Source organism: Rhizobium sp. WYCCWR10014, from assembly GCF_001657485.1.
GTDB lineage: Bacteria > Pseudomonadota > Alphaproteobacteria > Rhizobiales > Rhizobiaceae > Rhizobium.
On the sequence record NZ_LXFU01000035.1, the window covers coordinates 147597 to 172894 of the forward strand.

Below are 25298 nucleotides of genomic sequence, written 5' to 3' on the forward strand. Positions count from 1 at the left end.
ATCGACGCTTCAGACGAGCGCAATGACAAAACCCCGGATCTCCATCCGGGGTTTTGCTTTTTGCTGGACTATTTGGCCGGTGGCGGCGGTGCGCCCGGCAGGCCGTTCAGCGGCGGCAGGGTCAGGCCTGGGATCTGCGGCGAGCCATTGCCGCCGCCGCCCATCGGCGGCAGGCCGAGCTGGCCGCCGAAGCCCGGGACTTCGATCTTGATCGAGTTCGGGTCGACCTTCGGGCCGTGATCCAGCCAATAGGTGACCGATTGCGGCCAGAAGATCACGATCGCCACCAGGATCAGCTGCATACCGACCCAGGGGAGAGCCCCCATGTAAATATCCGAGGTCTTGACGTCCTTGCTGGCGATCGAGCGCAGGTAGAAGAGTGCGAAGCCGAACGGTGGGTGCATGAAGCTCGTCTGCATGTTGACGCAGATCAGGACGCCGAACCAGATCAGGTCGATGCCGAGACTGGAGGCGACGGGTGCGAGCATCGGGATGACGATGAAGGCGATCTCGAAGAAGTCGAGGAAGAAGGCGAGCACGAAGATGAAGATGTTGACGAAGATCAGGAAACCGACCGGGCCGCCGGGAATGCCCGAGAGCATGTGCTCGATCCAGCGCGAGCCGTCCATGCCCTGGAAGACCAGGCTGAAACAGGTGGAGCCGATCAGGATCATCACCACCATGGATGTGATGTGCGTGGTCGATGCCATGGCTTCGCGGATCAGCGGCCAGGTGAGGCGGCGATTCATGGCGGCAAGCACAATGGCGCCGACGACGCCGAGCGCGCCGGCTTCCGTTGGCGTCGCAAGTCCCATGAAGATCGTACCGAGCACCAGAAAGATCAGTACGATCGAGGGGACCATGCCCATCAGCACTTTCGCGAGCAGCGCCCAGTTGAAATCGCCGCGCACCTCTTTCGGCAATGGCGGCATCGATTTCGGCCGGATAATCGACATCACCAGGATGAAGAGCACGAAGATCGTCACCTGCAAGATCGAGGGGCCGATCGCGCCGAGATACATGTCACCGACCGACCTGCCGAGCTGATCGGCGAGAACGACGAGCACAAGCGAGGGCGGGATCACCTGGGTGATCGTGCCCGAGGCGGCGATGACACCGGTGGCAAGGCGCGGATTGTAACCGTAGCGCAGCATGATCGGCAGCGAAATCACCCCCATGGTGATGACGGAGGCGGCCACCGTGCCGGTGATCGCGCCGAGCACGGCGCCGACGAGGATGACGGCATAGGCAAGGCCGCCGGGTATGCCGCCGAAGAGCTTGCCGGTGCCTTCGAGCAGATCCTCGGCAAGCCCGCAGCGCTCCAGCACCGCACCCATGAAGGTGAAGAAGGGAATAGCGAGCAGGAGGTCATTGGAAAGGATGCCGAAGAAGCGCAGCGGCAGCGCCTGCAGGAAGACTTCGCCGAAATGGCCGGTGACGACGCCGATGATGCCGAAAAACAGGCCGACTGCTGCGAGCGAAAAGGCGACCGGAAAGCCGTAGAGCATGAAGATGACCATGCCCAGGAACATGGCTGGCGGGATGATGCCGAAATCAAACAAATCCGTTTCTCCCAGCCCGCTCTACTGCAGCGGCTTTTCGTATTTTATATCGATGCTGATATGGCCGGTAACGGCCGCGATCCGCTTGATCAGTTCGGAAACGCCCTGAAGGGAAAGCAGCGCGAACCCGGCGACAAGGACCAGCTTGACGGGCCATCGGATCAGCCCGCCGGCATTGCCCGATATTTCCCCCTGTTGGTAGGAAAGCGCGAAGAACGGCCAGCAGATCCAGGTAAGGAAGACGCATGCCGGAAGGAGGAAGACAATAAGGCCGACGATGTCCATCCAGATCTTCGCCCTGTCGGAAACCGAACCATAGATCAGATCAACGCGGACATGCTCGTTGTTGCGCAGCGCATGCGAAGCGCCGAGCATGACGACAAAGGCGAAGAGATACCACTGGATCTCCAGCCAGCCGTTCGAACTGTAGTTGAAGGCATAGCGGACGATGGCGTTACCGGCGCTGATCAGACAGCATAACAGCACCATATATTCGGAAAGTTTGCCCATGAACTGACTGACCCTGTCGATCAGCCGGCTTGCGGCCAGAAGTACCGACATTCGCCTCCCCTTGTTCTTGTCCCGCCGGTTTTCCGGCAGTTTTCCCACTTGCAATCGATGTAGACCACGGCCTTTGAAATTGGAAGGATAAATGCCTCGCGTTGGAGTATAGTCTTAGACGCACCGGCTGAGGCGCGGGGCCGTCAAATATTTCAACAACCCAGGCGTGGATAAATTATTTCAATAATCTCGCCGGTAGGCTGCATTAGCGCGCGTAAGCTGTGCGGTTCATCCTATGGTTTTAGAAAATTTGACCAAATGTTTGATTCCATTGAAATCAATTTTTAAAGGGTTGGGCTTAGAATTCCCGCGCACAGGGAAAGTGTGGATGAAGCCAGATAACCCGAACAGGGTCCCTATAGATGTCTATCTGTCGTTTGTGAGTTCCCTTTCCGGGAACCGCATGACGCTTCTTGTTGGCGTGATCGTGCATGTTGCGACGTGCCTTGCAGTGGCTGCCAAGACGCAGTACTCGATCTACATCCTGCTGTCGGTCGCCTTCCTTCTGGTCTTCGGCGCTCGTATGGCCATCTTCCGGCAGTTCGATCGTGTGGATAAGGAGAGCCTCTCGCACGCCGGCATCGAGCGTTGGGAGTGGATTCTCGTTTCCAGTGGAGCCTGCACCACCGCGCTCCTCGGCCTCGCCAGCGGCTACGCCATCTTCGTCGTGCGCGATTCCTTTGCCGAGCTTGCCTGCATTTCCGTCACCATGGCGACCATGGTTTCCGTCGTCGGCCGCAACTACGGCTCGCGCTTCGCAGTCGACCTCCAGACGTTCTTCTGCTGCCTGCCGATGATCGTCTGCAGCCTGCTGGCGCTGGATTTCTATCGCGGCCTGCTGTCAATCCTCCTCATTCCTTTCTGGCTGACGACGCGGGCCATGGCGAACGGCGTGCGTGAGTTTCTCTATGAGAACGTCATTGCGCGCCGGGAAATCACCATCATCGCCGACCGTTTTGATACGGCGCTCAACAACATGCCGCATGGCCTAGTCATGGTCGATGCCGAAAACCGCATTCAGGTCGTCAATCGCAAGGCTTGCGAGCTTCTGAAGATCGGTGCGCCGGATCGGTTGAAGGACCGCGATCTCGGCGCCGTGCTGCGCTATGGCGCGCGCTACAGCTTCATGGACGCCTCGCAGCCGGAGCTCATCCTGCGCCAGCTCACCCAGGTCGCCGAAGGCAACCTGTCGCGGACGCTCATTCATTTCCCCGAGGGCTTGTCGCTCGAATTCTCCGCCAGCCGAAGGGCCGACGGCGGCGCCGTGCTGATCTTCGAGGATGTGTCCAGCCGGGTGAAGGCAGAGCAGAAGATCATGCACATGGTCCGCTTCGATGCGCTGACCGGCCTGCCGAATCGCGAATATTTCGGGCAGCTGGTGCAGGATTATCTCGCCAAACATCAGAAGAAGTCCGGGCCGCTCGGCTTCATGGTCCTCGATATCGACGAGTTCAAACATGTCAACGACATGCGCGGCCACGTTACGGGCGACCACCTGCTCTGCGCCATCGCCGCCCGCATCAAGCAGGCCTCCGGCAACGCCATCCTTGGCCGGTTGATGGGAGACCAGTTCATCCTATTCTTCCCGCATGCGAAGGAAACGGCGTCGCTCGACGTCGAGATCCGCCGCGTGCACGCCGCAATCCAGGGCAATTACGCGGTCGACGAACTGACCTTCCTCGTTTCAATCAGCGCCGGCTACGCGATTCTCGAAAGTGCCGCGTTTGCGATGGATGAATGGAGCGTCAAGGCGGATCTGGCGCTGTTCGAAAGCAAGTCGCGCTTCAAGGGCGGCATTTCCGGCTTCGAGCGGGAGATGGATGGCCGCTATATCGAGCAGCAGAAGCTGAAGGCGGATCTGCGCGAGGCGGTCTCGGCGCAGGCGCTGCATCTCGCCTTCCAGCCGATGTTCCGGGCCGACGGCTCGCGGATCGAATGCGCCGAGGCTTTGGCGCGCTGGGTCCATCCGGAGAAGGGCTCGATCCCGCCCGACGTCTTCATCCGGCTCGCCGAGGACATGGGCATCATCTCCGACATCACCCGCTTCGTCCTGTTCAAGGCGTGCAGCGAGTGCATGAACTGGCCGGAACATATCGCCGTCTCGGTCAATCTCTCGGCGCGGGATCTGCGCGACGCCGATATTCTTTCGGTGGTCGCCGAAGCGCTTGCTCATTCCGGCCTGGACGCGGCGCGGCTGCATCTCGAAGTCACCGAGAGCTGCCTGATCGACGAGCCGGCGGCCGTGCGCGCCATCCTGGCTGAGCTCAGATCCCGCGGCATCACCATCGCCATCGACGATTTCGGCACCGGCTTTTCCAGCCTCAGCTATCTCGACACGCTGCCGCTCGATATCGTCAAGATCGACCGCTCCTTCGTGCGCAACATCGTCGAGGATGCGCGCCGCCTCAAGCTCTTGCGCGGCACGGTCAATCTCGCCCGCGAACTGGGCCTGAAGATCGTCATCGAGGGTGTGGAGACCGAGGAGCAGCTGACGCTGCTCAACAAGCACCGCAGTGCCGATCTGGTACAGGGCTACGTTTTCTCGCCGCCGGTCCCTTCCCAGAATATCAGGCTGCTGCAAGAGGGCATCGGCCGCCGCACCGTTCAGCGCCGCCGCAACAAGGTCGCCTGAGCCGCCTGCAAGTGACTGGTTATCCAGCCGAAAATCTTGCGCCCGTTAACCTTAATAATTTAAATTCAACGCGAATTCTTAGATTTTCTTGCCTACGTGCCGCTGGCGTATGATTAATGATCCGTTAACGAGCGGATCGAGAGAATGTCGGACACACTTTTTACGCGTAGCGATTTCAGCAGGAAAATCTTGGAAATTCTGGATCACGTCGAATATCGCCGTGTCGAAAGCAGCGAAGACATGGAGGACGTGGAGCGGCTGCGCTACAAGGCCTACAAGGCCCACGACGCGCTGTCGCTTGCCCCGGAAGGCCTATTGGACGATGTCGATTTCGACAGCCATGCCTATATCTTCGGTCTGTACTATTATGGCGAACTGGTCAGTACGATCCGAATTCACTATGTGACGCCGGAGCATCGTATCAGCCGGTCCGGAGAGGCCTTTCCCGAGGCGATGGATGAGCTTTTGGATGCCGGGCTGACCTTGATCGATCCGGCGCGTTTTGCGGCCGATCCGGAGCTCGCCGCCAACATGCCATGGGTTCCCTATCTGACGCTGAGACCCGCCATCGTTGCAGCAGCGTATTTCCGGGCTGACCGCGTTATTCAGTCCGTCCGGCCCCCGCATGCCGCCTTCTACAAGCGGGTCTTCTATGCCGATACCATCGTGCCCGGCCGACTGGCGGAGAGTTACGGGGTTGACGTGACGCTGATGGCGACGAATGTGATCGAGGTCGGGCGGAAGCTGTTGACGCGCTATCCCTTCTTCATCTCCAGCGCCAGCGAGCAGCGCATGATGTTTTCGCGCAATCCCAACGACACCTTGCCGCCGCTCACCATTATTCCGACGGCGCGTTTCGTACCGCAAGGCGAACTCGGCACCGACCTGCCGCTGTAATTTGCTCTTGTCTCCCACGGGAAGACGATCTTCGCCGGGGCAGATGAGGGGCGGCGGACGCAGGTGATATCAGTCGTCCTTCAGGTCCGTCCGCGCTCTGACATCGCGGTTGCCAAGCGCGCCTGCGGCATTCTCATGCATTGCGCTTTCGCCTGTCATTGTGTAATCCCTGCAGGAAGGGATTACCCTCGCTCAGGCTGGGGAATCAAGCAGCGCAGAGGCATTTCAGGGAGACGATTTTTATGGCCGAACATCATACCGGACCGGTCGAGACCGGCGCGCCGATGGATTACAAAGAACATGAAAAGACCTACGACATGTTCATCGCCAGCGCGAAATACGGCTCGATGCTTCTCATCGTCCTCCTGCTTGCGATGACCGCCGGTTTCTTCGGCGGCGCCGGCCTTCTCGGCGGTCTCTTCGTCTTCATCATTCTTCTCGCCGCCGGCATCTTCCTGCTCCGCTGATCGCGTGGATTCAGAGGGTCAGAGCGTCCTTTGTGCGTCCGAAAGGACGCACGGCGCTCTGAGGGGAGGAGAGCTTCTCCGAAGCTTTTTGAATGAGGTGCTTGGCCCGCGCAGGGAAGCCTGCGGCGGTCTGGCTGACCCGGAGGAGGGGGCAGTTGGGCAATATCGTTTTCGTTGCAAGGGAAAACACGAGTGAGGAGACGCGCGTCGCCGCCTCCGCCGAGACCGTGAAGAAAATGAAGAGTTTCGGCTTCGACATCGTCGTCGAAGCCGGTGCCGGTGCGGCTTCGCGCATTCCGGACGGGGAGTTCGAGGCAGCGGGCGCCAGGATCGGCAGTTTTGCAGATGCAGCCTCCGCCGACGTGGTGCTAAAGGTGCGCCGTCCCAGCGGATCGGATATCTCCGGCTATAAAAGCGGCGCCGTGATCATCGCCATCATGGATCCCTACGGCAATGACGAAGCGATCGCGGCACTGGCAAGTGCCGGGCTTTCGGCTTTCGCGATGGAACTGATGCCGCGCATTACCCGCGCCCAGTCCATGGACGTGCTGTCGTCCCAGGCCAATCTCGCCGGTTACCAAGCCGTCATCGAGGCAGCGGCGGCCTATGACCGCGCCATGCCGATGATGATGACGGCCGCCGGCACCGTGCCGGCTGCCAAGGTCTTCGTCATGGGCGCCGGCGTCGCCGGTCTTCAGGCGATCGCGACTGCGCGCCGCCTCGGCGCGGCGGTCTCGGCCACCGACGTTCGCCCCGCCGCCAAGGAGCAGGTCGCCTCGCTCGGCGCCAAGTTCATCGCTGTCGAGGACGAAGAGTTCAAGGCGGCGGAAACGGCCGGCGGCTATGCCAAGGAAATGTCCGCCGACTATCAGGCGAAACAGGCGGCTCTGGTTGCCGAACACATTGCCAAGCAGGACATCGTCATCACCACCGCGCTGATCCCCGGTCGTGCGGCGCCGCGCCTCGTTTCGCGCGCCATGCTCGCCTCGATGAAATCAGGTGCGGTCGCCGTCGACCTTGCGGTCGAGCGCGGCGGCAATATCGAGGGTGTCGTCCCCGGCGAGATCGCCGATGTCGAAGGCGTCAGGGTGATCGGTTTCGCCAACATGCCAGGTCGGGTTGCGGCCAGCGCTTCGGCGCTCTACGCCAAGAACCTCGTCACCTTCCTCGAGACCATGGTCAACAAGGAAACCCGGAGCGTTGTCGTCAATCTCGACGACGAACTCGTCAAGGCGACGATGCTGACCTATGCCGGCGATGTGGTTCATCCCGCCTTCGGCGGCGCGAAGAAGGGGGACATCTGATGGCCAGTGAAGCAATGGACAGAGCGCTGGAGCAGCTTGACCAGGCGGTGACCGCCGTCGTCACGGCGGCGGCCCAGGCACCGGAAGCGGCAAGTGCTGCGACCGGCGGGGCGATCGATCCCTTCGTTTTCCAGCTCGCCATCTTCGTATTGTCGATCTTCGTCGGCTATTACGTCGTGTGGTCGGTGACGCCGGCACTGCATACGCCGCTGATGGCCGTCACCAATGCGATCTCCTCCGTCATCGTCGTCGGCGCGCTTCTGGCGGTCGGCATCTCGACCAGCGGGCTTGCGACCGGCTTCGGTTTCGTCGCCCTCGTACTCGTCTCGGTGAACATCTTCGGCGGCTTCCTCGTCACGCAGCGGATGCTTTCGATGTACCGCAAGAAGGACAGGTAAGGGACCGATGACCAATATCGCAGCCTTCCTCTACCTCGTCTCCGGCGTGCTCTTCATCCTGGCGCTGCGCGGCCTGTCGCATCCGGCCACCAGCCGCAAGGGCAATCTCTACGGCATGATCGGCATGGGGATCGCGATCCTGACGACGCTGGTGCTGGCGACGCCGAATTTCGGCGGTTTCGTGCTGATCGTCCTTGGCCTTGCCATCGGCGGCAGCGTCGGCGCCTATGTCGCCCGCACCATCCCCATGACCTCGATGCCGCAGCTCGTCGCCGGTTTCCATTCGCTGGTCGGCCTTGCCGCCGTGCTGGTCGCGGCTTCGGCGCTCTACACGCCTGCTTCCTTCGGCATCGGCGAGATCGGTCACATCCACACCGAGGCGCGCATCGAGATGGCGCTCGGCGTGGCGATCGGAGCGCTGACCTTCACGGGTTCGATCATCGCCTTCCTGAAGCTCGACGGACGCATGTCCGGCAAGCCGATCCTGCTGCCCTACCGGCATGTGATCAATGCGAGCCTGCTGGTGCTGATCGTGCTCTTCATCATCGGGCTTGCCGCCACCGAAAGCCATTTCGACTTCTGGGCGGTCGTCGCGCTGTCGCTGGCGCTCGGCGTCCTGTTGATCGTGCCGATCGGCGGGGCCGATATGCCCGTCGTCGTGTCGATGCTGAACTCCTATTCAGGCTGGGCTGCGGCCGGCATCGGCTTCACGCTCGGCAATCTGGCGCTGATCATCACAGGCGCGCTCGTCGGTTCCTCCGGCGCGATCCTTTCCTACATCATGTGCAAGGGTATGAACCGTTCCTTCGTCTCCGTCATCCTCGGTGGTTTCGGCGGCGAGACGGCGTCCGGCGGATCCGACACATCAGACAGGACGGTCAAGCTCGGCTCTGCCGAGGACGCGGCCTATCTGATGGCCAATGCATCGAAGGTCATCATCGTGCCGGGATATGGCATGGCGGTCGCCCAAGCCCAGCATGCGCTGCGTGAACTGGCCGACAATCTCAAGAAAAATGGCGTCGAGGTGAAATATGCGATCCATCCGGTCGCAGGCCGTATGCCCGGGCACATGAACGTGTTGCTCGCCGAAGCGAATGTTCCCTATGACGAGGTTTTCGAGCTCGAGGATATCAACTCGGAATTCGCCCAGGCCGACGTCGCCTATGTCATCGGTGCAAACGACGTCACCAATCCGGCGGCGCGCGACGACAAAACCTCGCCGATCTACGGCATGCCGATCCTCGATGTCGACCGGGCAAAGACCTGCCTCTTCGTCAAGCGCTCGCTCGGCTCGGGTTATGCCGGTATCGACAACACGCTGTTCTACAAGGACGGCACGATGATGCTGCTGGGGGACGCGAGGAAGATGACCGAGGATATCAACAAGGCGATCGCGCACTGATCGACGCAGATACAGCCGCCCTTCGGGCGGCTGTTTGATACATGCGGCAGGCCACTGCCGTCTGCCCTGGCTGGCCGGCCGCTTCGTCAGGTCTCTCCCGGCACGAGTGTCATCTTTTCGACGCCGATCGCCAGGTTCAGGCCTTCCTGAGCCTGGACGTTCAACGGCTGCAGCATGAAGGCCTTGTTATTGCCGCCGGCGATAACCTTGGCGCCGGCTCCTGCACCGATGCTCGCATCGGCACCGATCCCGTAATATTCGCCGGCAAGGGCGAATTGCGGAATATCCGTGCCGGTCTTTGCCAGCACCTGCCAGATCATGACGCTCTTGCCGGTCTGGCCGATATCGAGGCCGAATTTTTCGATTTTGCCGGCATAGACCGCCTTGGTGCCGCCGGCCGCCGACGTATAGGTGCAGATAAGGTTCTTCTGTGAGGTGACGATCAGACCCTGGCCGCCATCCGATCCACAAACCAGACGGCCAAGCGTGACATAGTTTTCCGCGCCCGCCGGGCTCGCCCAGGCAGCGGCTGTCAGTGCCGCGGCTGCGATCATCGTTTGCTTGAACATGGTCTTTCTCCTTTGGAACGACCTGTCCGAAACGGGTGGAGGTAGCGATTGTTCCGGGGCGCAGATTCAAAGTGATAGAGCGTCCTTAGCGCGTCTGAAGAGACGCGCGGCGCTCTAGTCCCGCTCCAATGTGGCGCGCTGCGCCGTCAGCACCCATAACAGGCCTTCGGGCCGGAAATCGATCTCGACCGTGCCGCGGAAGGCGGAGGCGGCATGAGCCTTGATAACGGTCGTTCCGAAGCCCGAGCGCGATGGCTCGGTGACCGGCGGGCCGCCGCGCTCTTCCCAGATGAAGCGGAGCAGGGCATCCGGCTTGTCCTCCGCGCTGACGTCGCGCCATTCGAAGCGGACACGGCCCTGCGGTACGGAGAGCGCACCGTATTTCACCGAATTGGTGGCGAGTTCATGCAAGGCGAGGCCGAGATTCTGCACTGCATCCGGTTTCAGTACGAAGTCTTCGCCGCTGATGTCGATCTGTTCGCGCGATTGCGGGAACGCGTGCAAATGGATGTCAACGACACGCCGCAGCGACACGCCTCCCCATTGTTCGCTGGTCAGGAGCTCGATCGAACGCACTAATCCCTCGAGGCGGTCGGCGACGGCGGCGCGGAAGCTCTCGACGCTGTCGGACTGCTTGGCGAGCTGGCGCATCATTGCCTGGGCAAGCGTCAGAAGATTCTTGGTGCGGTGGACGAGTTCATGCATGACGAAACGCAGCCTGTCTTCGGTCTGGCTACGATCGAAAGAGGCATTCGAAAGGGCAATCGCCACCTGGTTCGCCTCGATGACGCTGGTCTCGACCGGTGAAACGATATGGCCTTCGCCCATGCGGTTCGCCATGTCGGCGATATCGCGAATGGTAGTGCGCACCTGTCTTGCGACGGCATAGGCGCCCAGCACGGCGACGAGCACAAGTGCCACGCCGCCGATGATGAGGAAACGCCAGGTGCTAAGGATCGAAGCCTGAGCGATCGGTCCCCAGATCACCGTCTTCCACGACCAGCCGGGAATCTGAGCATAACCGAGGAGCATGTGCGGCAGGATCGTCTCGTCCTGGAAGACGCCGCGGGGCGCGATGAGCGCCGGCAGAATGCGCGGATCGAAGGGCGTGCCGGGTTCGAGATTGGCAGGACCGGTCGCCGCGACGACGTGGCCGCTCTCGTCGATGACGGCGGCCGACCAGCCGGAGGCAAGACCCTCGGTGGTCACGAGCTTGCGCAGATCAGTGGCATTCTGGGTAATGATGAGGGCGGCGACAGGATCGTTCTTTCGCGGCAGGGTGACGTTATAGACCCATTCGCCACTGGTTCGGCCGCGAAAGACGTCGGACGCTTCGATGCGACCGGACGCCATGACCGCCTCGAGGGCGGGGATATTCGCCGTCTGGCCGAGCGGCGTGCCGAACGCCCGACGCGTGTTCAGCAACTGCTGGCCGCTGCGGTCGACGGCGATGACGAAAAGCGTATTGTCTCTGAGGGCCGTTTCGGTGCGCTCATGGAAGGAGGCGAGATTGCCGTTTTCCAGCTCCGGCGAACTCGAAAGCAGCCGCAGCGTTGTTGCCATATCCTGAAGCTGGCGGTCGATGATGCGCGAAAGGGCGAGCGCATCCTGGGCCGTCTCGCGCCTCAACGCCGAGCGCTGGTTGTCCTCCAGCTGCAGCAGAAGCAGCGTCACAAAGGCGAAGATCGGCAGTGCGATCGCCACGGCCATAGCGACGAGGTAGGTTCCGATCGAGGCTTTCGGAAAGAACAGCGCGACGATCTTCATCTGTCGCAATTCAAAGTGTTACAGCGTCCTTTGCGCGTCTGAAAAGACGCGCGGCGCTGTAATGCGCGTGGCCCGCAACGGGTTTCGCTTGCGGCCAGGAAAGCACAGATCCGCATGTCTCGCAAACCGCCCCCAAACGTGTTCGACCGCTCGATAGCGGGCTATCGAAGCAGGTCCATGTTAGGGGGAGCAAGAGCAGGTTGCAACACACTATGGCAGCCCATCGACGACGACGGGCGCTTTTTCGGCTTCTCTTTGCAAGGCGGTACGGCCGGTTTGCGGCAGCGTCGTTTCCTTCGCCCGGCATGGCACGATATCACCTCGATGATATCTAACGGCGGGAAGATTCGTTTGAACCATCAGATACTTGGCCGCAGCCCCGATGGGCGGCGCAAGAGGCGGTTGCTGCCACCGATGCTTCGGGCCGCCCAATGATGTTCTTAGCCGGCTGGGGCAACGCCGACGCGAGCAAGGCCGTCACGAGCCGGCTGGTACTTCGGATCGAGGCCGATCGCGTGGCGATAGGAGCGGGCAGCCTTCGCCTTGTCGCCACGGCGTTCGTAGACGAGCGCCTGGTTGGCCCAGGATTCGGCGATGTTGCCGTTAAGCTCGATCGCATGGTTGAAATCGGCAAAGGCGTTGTCGTCGTCGTTCAGCGCGATATAGGAAATGCCGCGGCCATTATAGGGTTCGGCCGAATTCGGCGCGAGCGAGATCGCTTTCGAGAAATCGTCGATCGCCTTATCCTGCTGATTGCGCTTCTGATAGATCAGACCACGATTGTGATAGGCGCGGCCATCGGTGGTGCCGAGCTGGATAGCCTTGTCGAAATCGTTGAAAGCCTGGTCGTCCTGGCCGGCCATGCGATAGACATTGCCGCGGCCGATATAGGCGACGTCGTAGCTCGGATTGATCTGCAGGGCGGCATTGTAATCGGCAATCGCCTGGGCCTGCTGGCCCATATTGCGATAGACGAGAGCGCGGTTGGCGTAAGCCTGGAAAAACCGCGGATTGATCTGCAGTGCCGTGTTGAAATCGTTCAGCGCCGGGCGGAACTGGCCGGCGCGGCCATAGGCGGAACCACGGACGTTGTAACCTTCGGGATCCCTCGGATTGGCGTTGATGACCGCCGTCAGCGAGGCGATATTCTCTTCCGAACCCTGCGCCTTGTCGATGCGGATGACGGCATCCGTGGTATTGGTCGTCTCGCAGCCGGCGAGGCCGAATATTGCCGCCAACGCCAGAGCGGGCAGGAGTGCCGTTTTCTGCAAGCGCAAAGCGCGGGACGGATTGAAGGTGTTGACAGCCATTCGGGCTCGCTTTCCCCATACGGCATATCCGGTGCGCGGATATGCGATCTTCAGCGGCAAACTAAAAAGGCGGCGGCGAACCCATCGCCCCCGCCACAATGCATCTGAAAACGTCGAAAAAACGACGGAAACGCTCAGCGTGCGACCAGACCTTCGCGCTGGGCGCGCTTGCGGGCCAGCTTGCGAACGCGACGAACAGCCTCGGCCTTCTCGCGAGCACGCTTCTGCGACGGCTTCTCGTAGTAGTCGCGCATCTTCATTTCGCGGAAAATGCCTTCGCGCTGCATCTTCTTCTTGAGAGCGCGGAGAGCCTGATCAACATTGTTATCGCGGACAAGTACCTGCACGAGAATCACGTTCCTTTGGTTGGTTGATGCCGGAGGCGGCGCAGCGGCCAGAGGCAAAACAATAACGTTCGCGCGGCCGGAGCCTTGCGATTGGTGATGCGAAATAGCAGATCGGGTACGGGAAGTCTAGACGGGATATGGGAGGCGGGCGGAAAAATCACGCTTCGCCTGATAGCCGGTCATGATCCGGCCGGTTCGGGCGCAGCTTCATCCAGCGCGGCGATTGCCTCGTTGAGAGCGGTCCTCACCCTTAGGCGATCGGCAGGCTCCAGCCGGCTCATATCCAGGTGCAGGTCGAGGCCGGAGAGGTGCTCGCTCAGAACGCGGCTCTTGTGATCCGCACCGAGTGTCAGCCCATCCACCCCATAGGGCACGATCTCGCGCTGTATGCCCTTCATCGTGATCGGCGGAAGGGGATGAGCATCGACGATTTCGTTCACCAGCGCATAGGTTTCGTAGCTGATGACGATCTCTCCTCCCTGGGCGATCGATTGCAGCCGAGCTGCGAGATTGGCCTCCGCTCCGATGATCGTATAGTCCATGCGGTCGCTGCTGCCGAAATTGCCGACGTTGCAATAACCGCTGTTAATTCCCATGCGGACGACGAAAGGCTCTTCGGTGCCGTTTCTGCGCCATCTGTCCTTGAGTTCGCCGAGACGGCGCTGCATGTCGACGGCCATGCGCAGACATGCTTTCGCGTCTTCCTCCGGCCCCTTGGTTTCGGGATCGCCGAAGAAGACCAGCATCGCGTCGCCGATGAACTTGTCCACCGTGCCGCCGTGCTCCAGGGCAATGTTCGACATCTCGGTCAGATATTCGTTGAGCATCTCCGTCAGGGCTTCCGGCTGCAGGCGCTCGGTCGTTGCCGTGAAGTCCTTGATGTCGGAGAAGAAGATCGTCAGGCGCTTGCGCTCGGTATGGACGACGACGTCCTTCTGCCCGGAGAAGATGCTCTTGTAGATCTGCGGTGAGAGATAGCGCGAAATCTTCATGGAAACGCTGGCGAGGAATTCGTTCGCTGCTTCCAGATCCTGGTTGGCGCTATGGATGGCGCGGGCCTGCTGCCGCTGAAGCACAATGAAGCTGATGCCGATGATGGCGACGAAAAGAAAATAGCAAAGCAGGTATTTGAAGGCGAAGACGTTGCTCGCAAAGGGCTGCCGGATGATGACTTCCTGAATGCCGCGCACATCGCCCACCTTCCAATCGGTCTTCGGACTTTCCGGGTGGGTATTGTGACAGGCAACGCAGGCCTGGCCCATGACGACGGGGGTGATGAACCGCAAGGTATCGGTCAATCGGACGCGGGTGAGATCGTTCAGAGTCTGCTGCGGATTGGCGCGCAACGCGGCGATCGCTTGTCTCTCGAAATCGTCGAGCTCGTGGGATGCGCGGCTCTTGAACGGCAGGTCGGAGACGAAACGGTAGGTGATATTGGCCTGCTGCTCCTTGATGACGTCGCCGAGTTCCAGGGACAGCGTGGCCGGCAGCGGGATGGCGCCGGGGATATTTGCGTAAGTGTGAGAGACGACCGTGCCTCCGGTCGCGCCGCTGGCATGGGCAGCCAGAACGCGCCCCACGACATTCGTGGAATAATAGGAGCGGATGCTCGATATCAGCGAGCTCATGTCGCGCGCCTGGCGGCGCAGGGTATTCCCCGAGAGATCGCTGATATCAAGCCAGACGGCAAGCGGCAGCCCTGCGAGCATTGCCAGCACGACGACAATCAGCCAATAGCCGCTGCGGCGTGCGGCGGTTTCGGAAATCACGGCGACCTTCATTCTTCTCTCGAAAAAGCATCCGATTTTCGATCGTTACAAGAACATTTCGCCGCGCGCTGGGCAAGGTCGAAGCCTTGTCATCCAGGCAAAAGCCTGGCCGAAACTAGAGGCGTGGCCTGATTGAAGACGGTTCCCCGCCGTCCGCCGGAAAATGACATGCGGGAGCCTGAAAAGACAGCGCTCCTGACTGCATCTGCGAATGGCGTTTGGAACGAAAGCGGCGTAGCCTGTCTGCCGGCAGGTGCGGGTCGCCCTGCCGGCCGTGGGAGGGGACACCCGGTGAGATCATGACGCGCGCACAGCAAATCGGTGTCGTTCTCGGCCTGGCGATCGTGACTGCGCTTACGATTCTTCGAGCAAGTGATCCCGGGATCTTCAAGTTGATCCGCGGCGTGACCTTCGACGAGTATCAGCGGCTGGTTCCCAGGACCTTCGAGCCGATGCCCGTCCGCGTGATCGACATCGACGAGACGTCGTTGCGCGAATTCGGCCAGTGGCCGTGGCCGCGGGACCGGATGGCTCTGCTGGTGGACCGGCTTTCGGGGATGGGTGCCTCAGCCATTGCCTTCGATGTTCTCTTCGCCGAGCCGGACCGGCTGTCGCCGCGCAATGTTGTGCGCGACGTTGCCGGTGTGGATCCTTCCTTGGCCGAGAAGCTGCCCGACAATGACGAGATATTCGCCCATTCGATTGCCGATAAGCCCGTCGTGCTCGGCTTCGGTCTGTCCAATGAGGGCAATTACCGGCCGCCGGTCAAGGCGGGCTTTGCCTTCACCGGCGAAAGCCCCGTCTCGGCTCCGCCCTATCTCGGCGCCTCGACGCCGCTCAGACCGCAATTGGAGGCCAATGCGGCGGGGCTCGGCCATATCAGCCTCAACCCCGGCAATCCCTCGCCGGTGGTGCGGGCGGTGCCGCTGTTCCTGACGGACGGCGAGCAGCTCTATCCCAATCTCGCGATAGAAGCTCTTCGCGTCGCGCAGGGAGCATCGACCTATGTGCTATCGGGCGCGCCCGATCGCGCCGGCATCATGACATCGGCAAAGATCGGGGATTTCGTCGTGCCGCTGACGGCGGCGGGTGAACTCTGGCTGTATGTCAGCCCCGACCGGGCGGAGCGATACATATCCGCCGGTCAGGTGCTTGCGGCCGAAGGGGCCTCTCCCGAGGTCGCGGCCGCCGTCGCCGGCAGCATCGTCTTCGTCGGGACATCGGCGGCCGGCCTGCAGGACATCCGCGTCACTGCCCTTGGCGAGAACGTTCCCGGCGTTTCGCTGCATGCGCAGGCCGTCGAGCAGATCCTCTCCGGCCATTTCCTGTCGCGGCCCGACTGGGCGGACGGACTGGAAATCCTGCTGATCGCCGTGCTCGGCTGCCTGCTCGTCGTGGTGACGACCTTCGTCAGCCCCGCCGTCGCTCTGATCTGCGGCCTGCTGATCACGGCGATGGCGCTCGTGGCGTCCTGGCTGTCGTTTCTTTATGCAGGGCTTCTCTTCGATCCACTGGCTCCGATCGTCAGCGGATCGATCATCCATTTTGCCGCGACCTCGTTCCGGATCCTGGTGATCGACCGGGAGCGGCGCGCGGTGCGGCGCGCCTTCGGGCATTATCTTTCTCCATCGCTGCTTCACCGCATCGAGCACACCCCAGATGCTTTGCGCCTCGGCGGCGACGATCGCGAGCTGACGGTGATGTTCGTCGATGTCAGGAACTTCACCGAGATCAGCGAGCGGCTGGCGCCGACAGATGTCGTCGCGTTCTTGAACACGTTGCTCGACGCGCTGAGCCGCCATGTGGTGGCCAATGAAGGCACGCTCGACAAGTTCATCGGCGATTCGATCATGGCGTTCTGGAATGCGCCCGTCGATGTGGCCGATCATGGAACCAAGGCGGTTCGCGCAGCACTTGCCATGCGCGAAACGCTGGCCGAATTGAACGCCGGAGACGCCTTCGGCTTCGGGCCCGGACAGCAAGTCGGGATCGGCATCGGCATCCACACCGGCCTTGCCTGCGTCGGCAATATGGGCGCCAAGACGCGCTTCAACTATTCGGCGGTTGGTGATGCCGTCAACACCGCGGCGCGGCTGGAATCATGCTGCAAAGAGGTCGGCTTCGATATTCTGATATCCGACAGCACGGCAAGGTCGCTGCGGGGAATGGCGCTGATCGAGGCCGGCGCCATTCCGCTCAAGGGCAAGAGCAACCGAACGCAGATCCTTGCCGTCGTCGGCGACGAACGCGTTGCAGCATCTGCCGAGTTTGCAGCACTTGTTGTCGTTCACCAGCAACTGATGCGGGCCCTGCTTTCGCATTCGAAGAACACCCGCAAGCTTATCGGCACGGCAAAACTGAGGGCGGCACAGGTGATCGGCGGTTTGGCGGAATTCTATCAGCGGATCTCCGGAAGAACCGATCACTTTCGCGAAGTGCCTGATGGGTTCGAGAAGAGCGCGGCCGACTGAAGGCGTCAGCGGTTACGATTGAAACCCCGGCCCTTGTCGTGGTTCCGATCCCTGTCGTGATCTCGATCACGATCCTTATCGTGATCACGATCTCCTTTATGGTCGCGGTCGTGTCCTCGATGGTCCCGGTCATTCCCGTGATTCTGGCCGTGATTTCCCGGCCTGTCGTGACCGTCATGCCGGCCGTGACCGTCCGGCTTGTTATGCCCGTCATGCTTGTCGGGCCTATCCGGCCTGTCGTGATGCGGCTTTTCGTGATGCGGCTTGTCGGGCTTGTTCGGCCGCTCCTTTTGCGGCTCGGCCTGTTTTTGCGGCGGATCCTGTTTCTGTGGATTGGGCAAAGCCGGAGGCGGGGGCCGGTTCCTGTCCCTTCTTTCCGGTGCGACGGAGGCCATATTGCAGCCGCCGAGCATGCCGATGCCGCCCGCAAGCCGCTGATTGCCGGAGAGGAAAGGGAGGGCGCGCTGATTTCCGAGCGTCTCGAGGATGCTGGGATCGACCCGGCGTGCTGCCGACATATCGCCGTTCGGCTTGGCCACCACGCAATCGCAGCGCTGCTGCAACTGCCGGCAGCCGCCTGGACCGCAGAAACGGGCAGCACCATTCAGCAGCACGACGGCGGTCGTGCCATCCGGGCCGACGTAGAAATCGAAAGCGGTGCCACGTACGCCGATCGTGCCGGCCGGCGTCAGGATCTGGTAGGCCGAAGAATTGGAACTGCCGCTGACCCAGCGGAATGTGCCCTTTGCCGCCCTGATGGTGAGTTTCTTGACCGATTGGGAATCATCGAAGACATATTTGTCGATCACGACCGACGAACCCCAGCCGACCGCGAGCTTCGTGCCGTCATGAAACACGAATTGGCCAAGCCCCGATTGCGATGTCTTGATGCGTTCGTTGCGATGGACGCGGGTGTCGACCTCGATCGGCCCGCTCTGTCCCGTCACCTGCGTCTTGATGACAACAGCCTGGCCGACCGGCTCGGCGGCGAGCGCCGGCCATGCGCTGTTTAACGCGATGCAAAGCATCGCGACTGATCCTGCGCGCCAACCCCACATGATACACGTACCCCCGGGAACAGGCGATTGTTAGCATTTTAGCAATTGCTTGTCTTCTAACCCTCTTGGGCTAGCGCCGGGCCGGCAGCTAAGCGGAAATGCAGACGCCTGCGTCTTCCGCCTGAAGCAGCATTCTCTTCGGCGTGTCGAAACCAAAGCTCTCGCGCGTCGCAAAAGAACCGTTGTGCCGCATTTGGATTTGCGATTTGTATGGGCGCGGAAAACAAGCCCTTTCCCGAAGGAGAAGAAGGCGGATGCGGAAATATTCGGTTTTTGCCGTGGCACGGGAGGCCCTTCGCGGCCACAAGGGCTGGGAGAAGCAGTGGACTTCGCCTGAGCCACGCGCCGAATACGACGTCGTCATCATCGGTGCCGGCGGCCACGGGCTGGGTGCTGCCTATTATCTCGCCAAGGAGCACGGCATCACCAATGTGGCGGTGATCGAGAAGGGTTGGCTCGGCGGCGGCAATACCGGACGCAACACCACCATCATCCGCTCGAATTATCTCTATGAAGAGAGCATGCACATCTACGAGCATTCGATGAAGCTCTGGGAGGGGCTTTCCCAGGAGCTCAACTATAATGTGATGTATTCGCCGCGCGGCGTGATGATGCTCTCGCACAATATTCACGACCAGCAGTCCTTCAAACGGCATATCCATGCCAACCGGCTCTACGGCATCGACAATGAATGGCTGACGCCGGAGCAGGCGAAGGCCTATTGTCCGCCGCTCGATATCTCGGCCAGTGCGCGCTACCCGATCAACGGGGCGGCACTGCAGCGGCGCGGCGGCACGGCACGGCACGACGCGGTTGCCTGGGGTTATGCGCGGGCGGCTTCAGACCGCGGCGTGCACATCATCCAGAACTGCGAAGTGACCGGTATCCGGCGCGGTCCCGACGGACGGGTGACCGGGGTTGAGACCTCGCGTGGCTTTATCGGCGCCAGGAAGGTTGCGGTGTCGGCGGCCGGCCATACGACCACTGTCATGCAGATGGCTGGCGTGCGCGTGCCGCTGCAATCGAGCCCGCTGCAGGCGCTGGTTTCCGAACCACTGAAGCCGATCTTTCCCTGCGTCGTCATGTCGAACACGGTGCATGCCTATATCTCCCAGTCCGACAAGGGAGAGCTCGTCATCGGCGCCGGCACCGATCAGTATAATTCCTATTCCCAGACCGGCGGGCTGCAGATCATCACGCACACGCTCGACGCTATCTGCGAGCTCTTCCCGATGTTCCGGCGCGTCAAGATGATGCGGCAATGGGGCGGCATCGTCGACAATACGCCGGATCGTTCGGCGATCCAGTCGAAGACGCCGGTTCCCGGGCTTTACGTCAATTGCGGCTGGGGCACCGGCGGCTTCAAGGCGACGCCGGGCTCGGCCAATCTCTTCGCGCATCTGATAGCCCGCGACGAGCCGCACAAATTCAATGCCGGGCTGACGCTGGAGCGCTTCCGCAGCGGCCGGCTGATCGACGAGGCGGCGGCGGCGGCGGTGGCACACTGATGTGGACGGCGGCTCTCCTGACGATCGGGATCAGCGGCGCGGCAATACCGGCCGGTGACGTCCTTCCCGGCGTCGGGGATTTCCGCCTGCAGAAGATCCACAGGGTTGCCGGCGAAAGCGAATGGCCCTTCGTTGCCGAGAGCGGAACGCTGCTTTGCGCGATGATCCTGCGCCAACCAGCCGTCTATTTCGTGCCTGAGGTCGGCGGAGCGCCGGGACGTGCCTTCGTGATCGATAACGATATCGCCAAGATGGCTTTTGCGAATATCGGCATGACCGATGTGCTGGAGCCCTATGACAATTTCGAACAGCTTCTCAAGCGCCTCGTCCCCTACGTGACGATGGGAAAGCGTCTCTGCAATCAACCTCCCGGAACCAATGTTTCCGGGTCGGAACTCTAAGACGGGTAACACATGCTGCTGATCTATTGCCCCTACTGTCAGGAAGAGCGCTCCGAGCTCGAATTCCGTGGCGCAGGTGACGCGCATATCGCGCGGCCCGCCGATATCGCCTCGATTTCGGACGAGGAATTCGAGTCTTATTTCTTTATCCGCGACAATCCGAAGGGGCTGATCTTCGAACGCTGGCGGCATATTCACGGCTGCGGGCGCTTCTTCAACGCGGCGCGCGATACGGTGAGCGACAAGTTCATCATGACCTACAAGGCGGGGGAACCAAAGCCTGAGATCGGTGCGGCGGCCAAGCAGCATGGGCCTGTCGAGACATATGAAGCCGTGGAAGGAGAGGCGCAATGAGCGGCGTGAACCGTATCGCCGGCAAGGGGCGCCTGACACCGGCCCGGACCGCGCGCTTCAGCTTCGACGGCAAGAGCTACACGGCGCTCGAAGGTGATACCGTCGCCTCGGCGCTGATCGCCAACGGCGTGCATCTTCTGGGACGTTCGTTCAAATATCACCGGGCCCGCGGTATTCTGTCGGCAGGGGCCGAAGAGCCGAACGCGCTGATCGACGTTTCCCGCGATACGGCGCGCAAGCAGCCGAACGTGCGCGCCACCGTGCAGGAAGTCTTCGACGGCATGATCGTCAGCTCGCAGAACCGCTGGCCATCGCTTGCCTTCGATGTCGGCGCGGTCAACAATTTGATGTCGCCGTTCTTCGCCGCCGGCTTCTACTACAAGACCTTCATGTGGCCGCGCGCCGCCTGGAAACACGTCTACGAACCGCTCATCCGTCGTGCCGCCGGCCTCGGCGTCGCCCCGACGGAGGAGGATCCGGACCATTATGCCAGCCGCTATGCCCATTGCGACGTGCTGGTGGTCGGCGCCGGTGTTGCCGGGCTTTCAGCGGCGCTGGCTGCGGCCGAGACTGGCGCGCGGGTGATCCTTTGCGACGAGCAGGCGGAAGCCGGCGGCGCGTTGCGCTACGATGTAGGGGTGAAGATCGACGGACAGGACGGCAATAGCTGGGCACAGAAGGCCGTGGCGCGGCTGAAGGCGATGGACAATGTCGAGGTGCTGGTCCGCACGACCGCCTTTGGCTATTACAACCATAATTTCGTCGGTCTTGCCGAGCGCGTTACCGATCATATTGCCAAGCCTTCCCGCGACCTGCCGCGCGAGCGGCTTTGGCAGGTTCGGGCGAAGCGGGTGATCCTTGCCACCGGCGCGATCGAACGGCACATGGTATTTCCGAACAACGACCGGCCGGGCATCATGCTCGCCTCTGCGGGGCGGATGTATCTCAATCATTACGGCGTTGCCGTCGGGGCCAAGGTCGGCATCTACACGGCGCATGACTCGGCCTATGAGGCTGCTTTCGACCTGAAACGATCCGGTGTTTCGATCGCCGCCATCGTCGATTGCAGGCAGACGCCGGGAGCGGCGGTGCTGGAGGAGGCGCGGGCGCTCGGCATCGATGTTCTGGCCGGCCAATCGGTCGTTAACACGTCGGGGCGGCTGCGCATCTCGTCGATGACGGTGGCGCGCAACGGCGGCGGTTCGCCACGCAAGATCGCGGTCGATGCGCTCTTGGTTTCAGCCGGTTGGACGCCGTCTGTCCATCTCTTCTCGCAGTCACGCGGCAAAGTGGCCTTCGATGCCGAAAGCCAGCGTTTCCTGCCCGGCTCCTATGCGGAGGACTGCCTCTCGGTCGGCGCCTGCAACGGCACCGACGACCTGCAGCGGACGATCGAGGAATCGCTCGCCGCCGGCGAGCTGATGGCGCAGGCCACCGGCAGAAGCAGTGGCGAGAAGATCGCAATTTCGGCCGAGCAGGCCTATGACTGGACGGGCGGCATGATCGGCGCTGCGGAAGGCGCCGGGCCGAAGACCAACGCCAAGGCCTTCATCGACTTCCAGCATGACGTCTGCGCCAAGGATATCCGCCTTGCCGTGCGCGAGGGCATGCATTCGATCGAGCATATCAAGCGCTTCACGACCAACGGCATGGCCTCGGACCAGGGCAAGCTCTCCAACATGCATGGCCTGGCGATTGCCGCCGAAATGCTCGGCAAGGAAATCCCACAGGTCGGGCTCACCACCTTCCGTGCGCCCTATACGCCGGTCACCTATGGTACGCTGATTGGTCATTCACGCGGAGAGCTGTTCGATCCGACGCGCAAGACGCCGCTGCACGGCTGGGAAGAAGCCCATGGCGCGGTCTTCGAGGATGTCGGCAACTGGAAGCGTGCCTGGTTCTATCCGCAGGCCGGGGAGACCATGCACCAGGCGGTGGCTCGCGAATGCCGGACGGCACGCGAGGCGGCCGGTATCTTCGACGCCTCGACGCTCGGCAAGATCGAGGTGGTGGGGCCGGATGCGGCGGAATTCCTCAACCTCATCTACACCAATGCCTGGGATACGCTGAAGCCCGGCAAGGCCCGCTACGGCATCATGACCCGCGAGGACGGCTTCGTTTATGACGACGGCGTCGTCGGACGCCTGGCGGACGACCGTTTCCATGTGACGACGACGACCGGCGGCGCGCCGCGTGTTCTCCATCACATGGAAGATTACCTGCAGACGGAATTCCCGCATCTGAAGGTCTGGCTGACCTCGGTGACCGAACAATGGGCTGTCATCGCCGTGCAGGGGCCGAAGGCGCGCGAGATCGTCGCGCCGCTGGTCGAAGGCCTCGATCTTTCGAACGAGGCATTCCCGCATATGAGCGTTGCCGAGTGCACGGTCTGCGGCGTGCCGGCGCGGCTCTTCCGCGTCTCATTCACCGGCGAAACCGGCTTCGAAATCAATGTGCCGGCCGATTACGGCCAGTCGGTGCTGGAAGCGGTCTGGGCCAATGCCGAACCGCTCGGCGCCTGCGTCTACGGCACGGAGACGATGCACATTCTTCGCGCCGAGAAGGGTTACATCATCGTCGGGCAGGATACGGATGGGACCGTGACTCCCGATGACGCCGGGCTTTCCTGGGCGGTTTCGAAGAAAAAGACGGACTTCGTCGGCATTCGCGGGCTGAGGCGGCCGGATCTCGTCAAGGACGGGCGCAAACAGCTCGTCGGCCTCGTCACCAAAGACCCGAAGCTGGTGCTCGAAGAAGGCGCGCAGATCGTCGCGAGCCCGAACGAGCCGAAGCCGATGACCATGCTCGGTCACGTCACATCAGCCTATTGGTCGGAAAATTGCGGCCGGTCGATCGCCTTCGCGCTCGTCGCCGGCGGCCGGGCGCGGATGGGCGAGACGCTCTATGTGCCGATGCCGGACCGGACGATCGCCGTCGAAGTGACGGATCTGGTATTCTTTGACAAGGAAGGGGGCCGCATCCATGGCTGATGTCGCAATTCGCAAACCGGCGCTTGCCGGACGTCTCGGCGGCTCCGCAGCGGTGCGGCTTACGACCGCGCCCACTGCCAGCCGGGTGGCGCTGCGCGCGCCGGCGGAATCGCTCGCGGCACTTTCCTCTGCTCTCGGTCTGCCGTTGCCGGATGCCCCGAAGACATCCGGCCGGGCCGGCGCCCGATCGGCGCTCTGGATTGGCCCGGACGAGTGGCTGGTGATCGACGAGGCCGGCGCCGATCTGATGGCAGCACTTTCCGGCGCCGGCACGCTGCATTCGGCGACCGACGTTTCCCACCGAAATGTCGCGATCATCGTCTCGGGACCGGGTGCCGAGGCGACGCTTTCGGCCGGCTGCCCGCAGGATCTGTCGCTTTCTTCCTTTCCGGTCGGCGCTGCATCGCGCACCGTTTTCGGCAAGGCGGAGATCGTGCTTTTCCGTACGGAAGAAGACACGTTCCGGGTGGAGTGCTGGCGGTCGTTTTCGGATTATGTCTTCGGGCTGCTGAACGAGGCGGCTGAAGACGCGGGGCACTGAGCCTCAGCGAATCGCGCGCGTGCGCCCATTCAAGAGGGTAAGCGAATGCTGCATCATGCCTCCCTCGGCGTTTCCGATATCGAGCGGTCGGCGGCATTTTACGATGCTGCCCTTGCCGCGCTCGGTTATATCAGGGTCTGGGAGGATATCAGGCCCGGACAAACAGGGCAGGCAGTCGGTTACGGCCCCCCCGGCGGCGGGGATAAACTGGCGATCAAGCATCGCCCGGACGGCCAGTGCCCGCCCAGCCCGGGTTTTCATCTGGCGTTTGCCGCGCCGAGCCGCCAGGCAGTCGATCAGTTTTATGCGGCGGCAATCGCGCAAGGCGGCAGTGACAATGGCCGTCCCGGCCTGCGGCCTCATTATGGTGAGCACTATTATGCGGCGTTCGTCATGGATCCCGACGGATATGCTCTCGAAGCCGTGTTCAATTCGGCCGAGTAACAAAAGCAGTTTTGCTCAAACGTCCTCGGGACGGTCCTTCGGGTCGAATTGGATGATGGTGATCCATTTTGCCGTCAGCGCCGGCTTCTTCTCGTTTTCGATCTCGATCGTGACGTCATAGGTGGTCATCAGCATGCCGGCGCCGCGGAAGCGGGCTTCGGAGAGCAGGAAGCGGCCACGGACGCGGGCGCCGCTTTTCACCGGCGTCATGAAGCGGACCCGGTCGAAGCCGTAATTGATGCCGAGGGTCTGCTCGCGCACTTTCGGCAGGCAATTGTAGTTCATCGTCGACAGCAGAGACAGGGTCAGGAAGCCATGGGCGATGGTGCCGCCGAAGGGGCTCTCGGCCGCCGCGCGCTCAGGATCGACGTGGATGAACTGATGGTCGTCGGTCGCCGACGCGAAGGCGTCGATCATCGTCTGGTCGACGGTGACCCAATCCGAAAGGCCCGTTTCCATGCCGATCAATCCCCGCACGTCGGAGAGTGAAATTTCCGTGACCATGAATTCCTCGTGAAACAAGCCGCTGCGGCAAAGCCTTATCGT

22 protein-coding genes are annotated in these 25298 nt (G+C 61.8%); 13 read left to right on the forward strand and 9 right to left on the reverse strand.

Going from position 1 to position 25298, the window contains the following annotated elements:
• Positions 1-68: 68 nt before the first annotated feature.
• Complete coding sequence (locus A6U98_RS15030) at positions 69-1562, reverse strand: TRAP transporter large permease subunit (protein WP_064651015.1); 1494 nt, start codon at positions 1560-1562, stop codon at positions 69-71.
• Between the two features lie 21 nt (positions 1563-1583).
• Complete coding sequence (locus tag A6U98_RS15035; protein WP_064651017.1) at positions 1584-2123, reverse strand: TRAP transporter small permease subunit; 540 nt, start codon at positions 2121-2123, stop codon at positions 1584-1586.
• A 328-nt stretch (positions 2124-2451) separates the two neighbouring features.
• On the opposite strand from A6U98_RS15035, the gene A6U98_RS15040 reads away from it, so the two are divergent.
• From A6U98_RS15040 to A6U98_RS15065, 6 genes are all read left to right on the forward strand, one after another.
• Entirely contained in the window at positions 2452-4755 is a 2304-nt protein-coding gene (locus tag A6U98_RS15040; protein WP_064651019.1) for an EAL domain-containing protein, read from the forward strand.
• 144 nt (positions 4756-4899) lie between these two features.
• Positions 4900-5652 carry a hypothetical protein gene (locus tag A6U98_RS15045; RefSeq protein WP_064651021.1) on the forward strand — a complete coding sequence of 251 codons (753 nt, stop codon included), beginning with the start codon at positions 4900-4902 and terminating at the stop codon, positions 5650-5652.
• Positions 5653-5894: 242 nt separating this feature from the next.
• Positions 5895-6119, forward strand: a complete 225-nt coding sequence (locus A6U98_RS15050; protein ID WP_003542954.1) for an aa3-type cytochrome c oxidase subunit IV — start codon at positions 5895-5897, stop codon at positions 6117-6119.
• A 155-nt stretch (positions 6120-6274) separates the two neighbouring features.
• The gene (locus A6U98_RS15055) at positions 6275-7423 is read left to right on the forward strand and encodes a Re/Si-specific NAD(P)(+) transhydrogenase subunit alpha (protein ID WP_064651023.1); all 1149 of its coding nucleotides are present in this window, start codon (positions 6275-6277) and stop codon (positions 7421-7423) included.
• The gene (locus A6U98_RS15060; RefSeq protein ID WP_064651025.1) at positions 7423-7821 is read left to right on the forward strand and encodes a proton-translocating transhydrogenase family protein; all 399 of its coding nucleotides are present in this window, start codon (positions 7423-7425) and stop codon (positions 7819-7821) included. The genes A6U98_RS15055 and A6U98_RS15060 overlap by 1 nt, the downstream gene beginning before the upstream one ends.
• Positions 7822-7828: 7 nt before the next feature.
• Positions 7829-9223: an NAD(P)(+) transhydrogenase (Re/Si-specific) subunit beta gene (locus tag A6U98_RS15065; protein WP_064651027.1), complete on the forward strand. Its 1395-nt coding sequence runs from the start codon at positions 7829-7831 to the stop codon at positions 9221-9223.
• 86 nt (positions 9224-9309) lie between these two features.
• Here the strand turns inward: A6U98_RS15065 and A6U98_RS15070 are convergent, their stop codons facing one another.
• The 5 genes from A6U98_RS15070 to A6U98_RS15090 form a co-directional block, all read right to left on the reverse strand.
• Positions 9310-9792: a DUF992 domain-containing protein gene (locus A6U98_RS15070; protein ID WP_064651029.1), complete on the reverse strand. Its 483-nt coding sequence runs from the start codon at positions 9790-9792 to the stop codon at positions 9310-9312.
• 114 nt (positions 9793-9906) lie between these two features.
• Positions 9907-11559 (reverse strand): sensor histidine kinase, encoded by a 1653-nt coding sequence (locus tag A6U98_RS15075; protein ID WP_064651031.1) that lies wholly within the window; start codon positions 11557-11559, stop codon positions 9907-9909.
• A gap of 440 nt (positions 11560-11999) precedes the next feature.
• Positions 12000-12869, reverse strand: a complete 870-nt coding sequence (locus A6U98_RS15080; RefSeq protein ID WP_064651033.1) for a tetratricopeptide repeat protein — start codon at positions 12867-12869, stop codon at positions 12000-12002.
• A gap of 134 nt (positions 12870-13003) precedes the next feature.
• Entirely contained in the window at positions 13004-13216 is a 213-nt protein-coding gene (gene rpsU / locus A6U98_RS15085) for a 30S ribosomal protein S21 (protein ID WP_003585885.1), read from the reverse strand.
• A 179-nt stretch (positions 13217-13395) separates the two neighbouring features.
• The gene (locus tag A6U98_RS15090; protein WP_064651035.1) at positions 13396-14997 is read right to left on the reverse strand and encodes an adenylate/guanylate cyclase domain-containing protein; all 1602 of its coding nucleotides are present in this window, start codon (positions 14995-14997) and stop codon (positions 13396-13398) included.
• Between the two features lie 287 nt (positions 14998-15284).
• Between A6U98_RS15090 and A6U98_RS15095 the strand changes: the two genes are divergently transcribed.
• Complete coding sequence (locus A6U98_RS15095) at positions 15285-17456, forward strand: adenylate/guanylate cyclase domain-containing protein (RefSeq protein ID WP_064651038.1); 2172 nt, start codon at positions 15285-15287, stop codon at positions 17454-17456.
• A gap of 5 nt (positions 17457-17461) precedes the next feature.
• On the opposite strand, the gene A6U98_RS15100 is transcribed toward A6U98_RS15095, so the two are convergent.
• On the reverse strand, positions 17462-18514 hold the full coding sequence (locus A6U98_RS15100) for a FecR domain-containing protein (RefSeq protein ID WP_064651040.1): 1053 nt from the start codon (positions 18512-18514) through the stop codon (positions 17462-17464).
• A 254-nt stretch (positions 18515-18768) separates the two neighbouring features.
• Here A6U98_RS15100 and A6U98_RS15105 point away from each other — a divergent pair, with 254 nt between their 5' ends.
• Genes A6U98_RS15105 through A6U98_RS15130 form a run of 6 tightly spaced genes read left to right on the forward strand, consistent with a single transcriptional unit; the run spans position 18769 to position 24752 of the window.
• Positions 18769-20022 carry a sarcosine oxidase subunit beta family protein gene (locus tag A6U98_RS15105; RefSeq protein ID WP_018497539.1) on the forward strand — a complete coding sequence of 418 codons (1254 nt, stop codon included), beginning with the start codon at positions 18769-18771 and terminating at the stop codon, positions 20020-20022.
• Positions 20022-20423 (forward strand): hypothetical protein, encoded by a 402-nt coding sequence (locus A6U98_RS15110; RefSeq protein ID WP_064651042.1) that lies wholly within the window; start codon positions 20022-20024, stop codon positions 20421-20423. Before A6U98_RS15105 ends, A6U98_RS15110 begins: the two co-directional genes overlap by 1 nt.
• Before the next feature lie 12 nt (positions 20424-20435).
• A complete protein-coding gene (locus A6U98_RS15115; protein ID WP_012758989.1) occupies positions 20436-20777 on the forward strand; it encodes a sarcosine oxidase subunit delta in 342 nt (113 codons plus the stop codon).
• The gene (locus A6U98_RS15120) at positions 20774-23767 is read left to right on the forward strand and encodes a sarcosine oxidase subunit alpha (protein WP_064651044.1); all 2994 of its coding nucleotides are present in this window, start codon (positions 20774-20776) and stop codon (positions 23765-23767) included. Before A6U98_RS15115 ends, A6U98_RS15120 begins: the two co-directional genes overlap by 4 nt.
• Entirely contained in the window at positions 23760-24308 is a 549-nt protein-coding gene (locus A6U98_RS15125) for a sarcosine oxidase subunit gamma (protein WP_064651046.1), read from the forward strand. The genes A6U98_RS15120 and A6U98_RS15125 overlap by 8 nt, the downstream gene beginning before the upstream one ends.
• Before the next feature lie 45 nt (positions 24309-24353).
• Complete coding sequence (locus A6U98_RS15130) at positions 24354-24752, forward strand: VOC family protein (RefSeq protein WP_064651048.1); 399 nt, start codon at positions 24354-24356, stop codon at positions 24750-24752.
• A 15-nt stretch (positions 24753-24767) separates the two neighbouring features.
• Here A6U98_RS15130 and A6U98_RS15135 read toward each other — a convergent pair whose 3' ends face one another.
• Entirely contained in the window at positions 24768-25256 is a 489-nt protein-coding gene (locus A6U98_RS15135) for a MaoC family dehydratase (protein WP_027667785.1), read from the reverse strand.
• Positions 25257-25298 lie beyond the last annotated feature (42 nt).

Excerpts from the sequence above, each read along its gene's own strand:
- A6U98_RS15035 (WP_064651017.1), bottom strand. The coding sequence starts at position 2,123 with ATGTCGGTACTTCTGGCCGCAAGCCGGCTGATCGACAGGGTCAGTCAG.
- A6U98_RS15040 (WP_064651019.1), top strand. The coding sequence starts at position 2,452 with ATGAAGCCAGATAACCCGAACAGGGTCCCTATAGATGTCTATCTGTCG.
- A6U98_RS15045 (WP_064651021.1), top strand. The coding sequence starts at position 4,900 with ATGTCGGACACACTTTTTACGCGTAGCGATTTCAGCAGGAAAATCTTG.
- A6U98_RS15050 (WP_003542954.1), top strand. The coding sequence starts at position 5,895 with ATGGCCGAACATCATACCGGACCGGTCGAGACCGGCGCGCCGATGGAT.
- A6U98_RS15060 (WP_064651025.1), top strand. The coding sequence starts at position 7,423 with ATGGCCAGTGAAGCAATGGACAGAGCGCTGGAGCAGCTTGACCAGGCG.
- A6U98_RS15065 (WP_064651027.1), top strand. The coding sequence starts at position 7,829 with ATGACCAATATCGCAGCCTTCCTCTACCTCGTCTCCGGCGTGCTCTTC.
- A6U98_RS15070 (WP_064651029.1), bottom strand. The coding sequence starts at position 9,792 with ATGTTCAAGCAAACGATGATCGCAGCCGCGGCACTGACAGCCGCTGCC.
- A6U98_RS15075 (WP_064651031.1), bottom strand. The coding sequence starts at position 11,559 with ATGAAGATCGTCGCGCTGTTCTTTCCGAAAGCCTCGATCGGAACCTAC.
- A6U98_RS15080 (WP_064651033.1), bottom strand. The coding sequence starts at position 12,869 with ATGGCTGTCAACACCTTCAATCCGTCCCGCGCTTTGCGCTTGCAGAAA.
- A6U98_RS15090 (WP_064651035.1), bottom strand. The coding sequence starts at position 14,997 with ATGAAGGTCGCCGTGATTTCCGAAACCGCCGCACGCCGCAGCGGCTAT.
- A6U98_RS15095 (WP_064651038.1), top strand. The coding sequence starts at position 15,285 with ATGACGCGCGCACAGCAAATCGGTGTCGTTCTCGGCCTGGCGATCGTG.
- A6U98_RS15100 (WP_064651040.1), bottom strand. The coding sequence starts at position 18,514 with ATGTGGGGTTGGCGCGCAGGATCAGTCGCGATGCTTTGCATCGCGTTA.
- A6U98_RS15105 (WP_018497539.1), top strand. The coding sequence starts at position 18,769 with ATGCGGAAATATTCGGTTTTTGCCGTGGCACGGGAGGCCCTTCGCGGC.
- A6U98_RS15110 (WP_064651042.1), top strand. The coding sequence starts at position 20,022 with ATGTGGACGGCGGCTCTCCTGACGATCGGGATCAGCGGCGCGGCAATA.
- A6U98_RS15115 (WP_012758989.1), top strand. The coding sequence starts at position 20,436 with ATGCTGCTGATCTATTGCCCCTACTGTCAGGAAGAGCGCTCCGAGCTC.
- A6U98_RS15120 (WP_064651044.1), top strand. The coding sequence starts at position 20,774 with ATGAGCGGCGTGAACCGTATCGCCGGCAAGGGGCGCCTGACACCGGCC.
- A6U98_RS15125 (WP_064651046.1), top strand. The coding sequence starts at position 23,760 with ATGGCTGATGTCGCAATTCGCAAACCGGCGCTTGCCGGACGTCTCGGC.
- A6U98_RS15130 (WP_064651048.1), top strand. The coding sequence starts at position 24,354 with ATGCTGCATCATGCCTCCCTCGGCGTTTCCGATATCGAGCGGTCGGCG.
- A6U98_RS15135 (WP_027667785.1), bottom strand. The coding sequence starts at position 25,256 with ATGGTCACGGAAATTTCACTCTCCGACGTGCGGGGATTGATCGGCATG.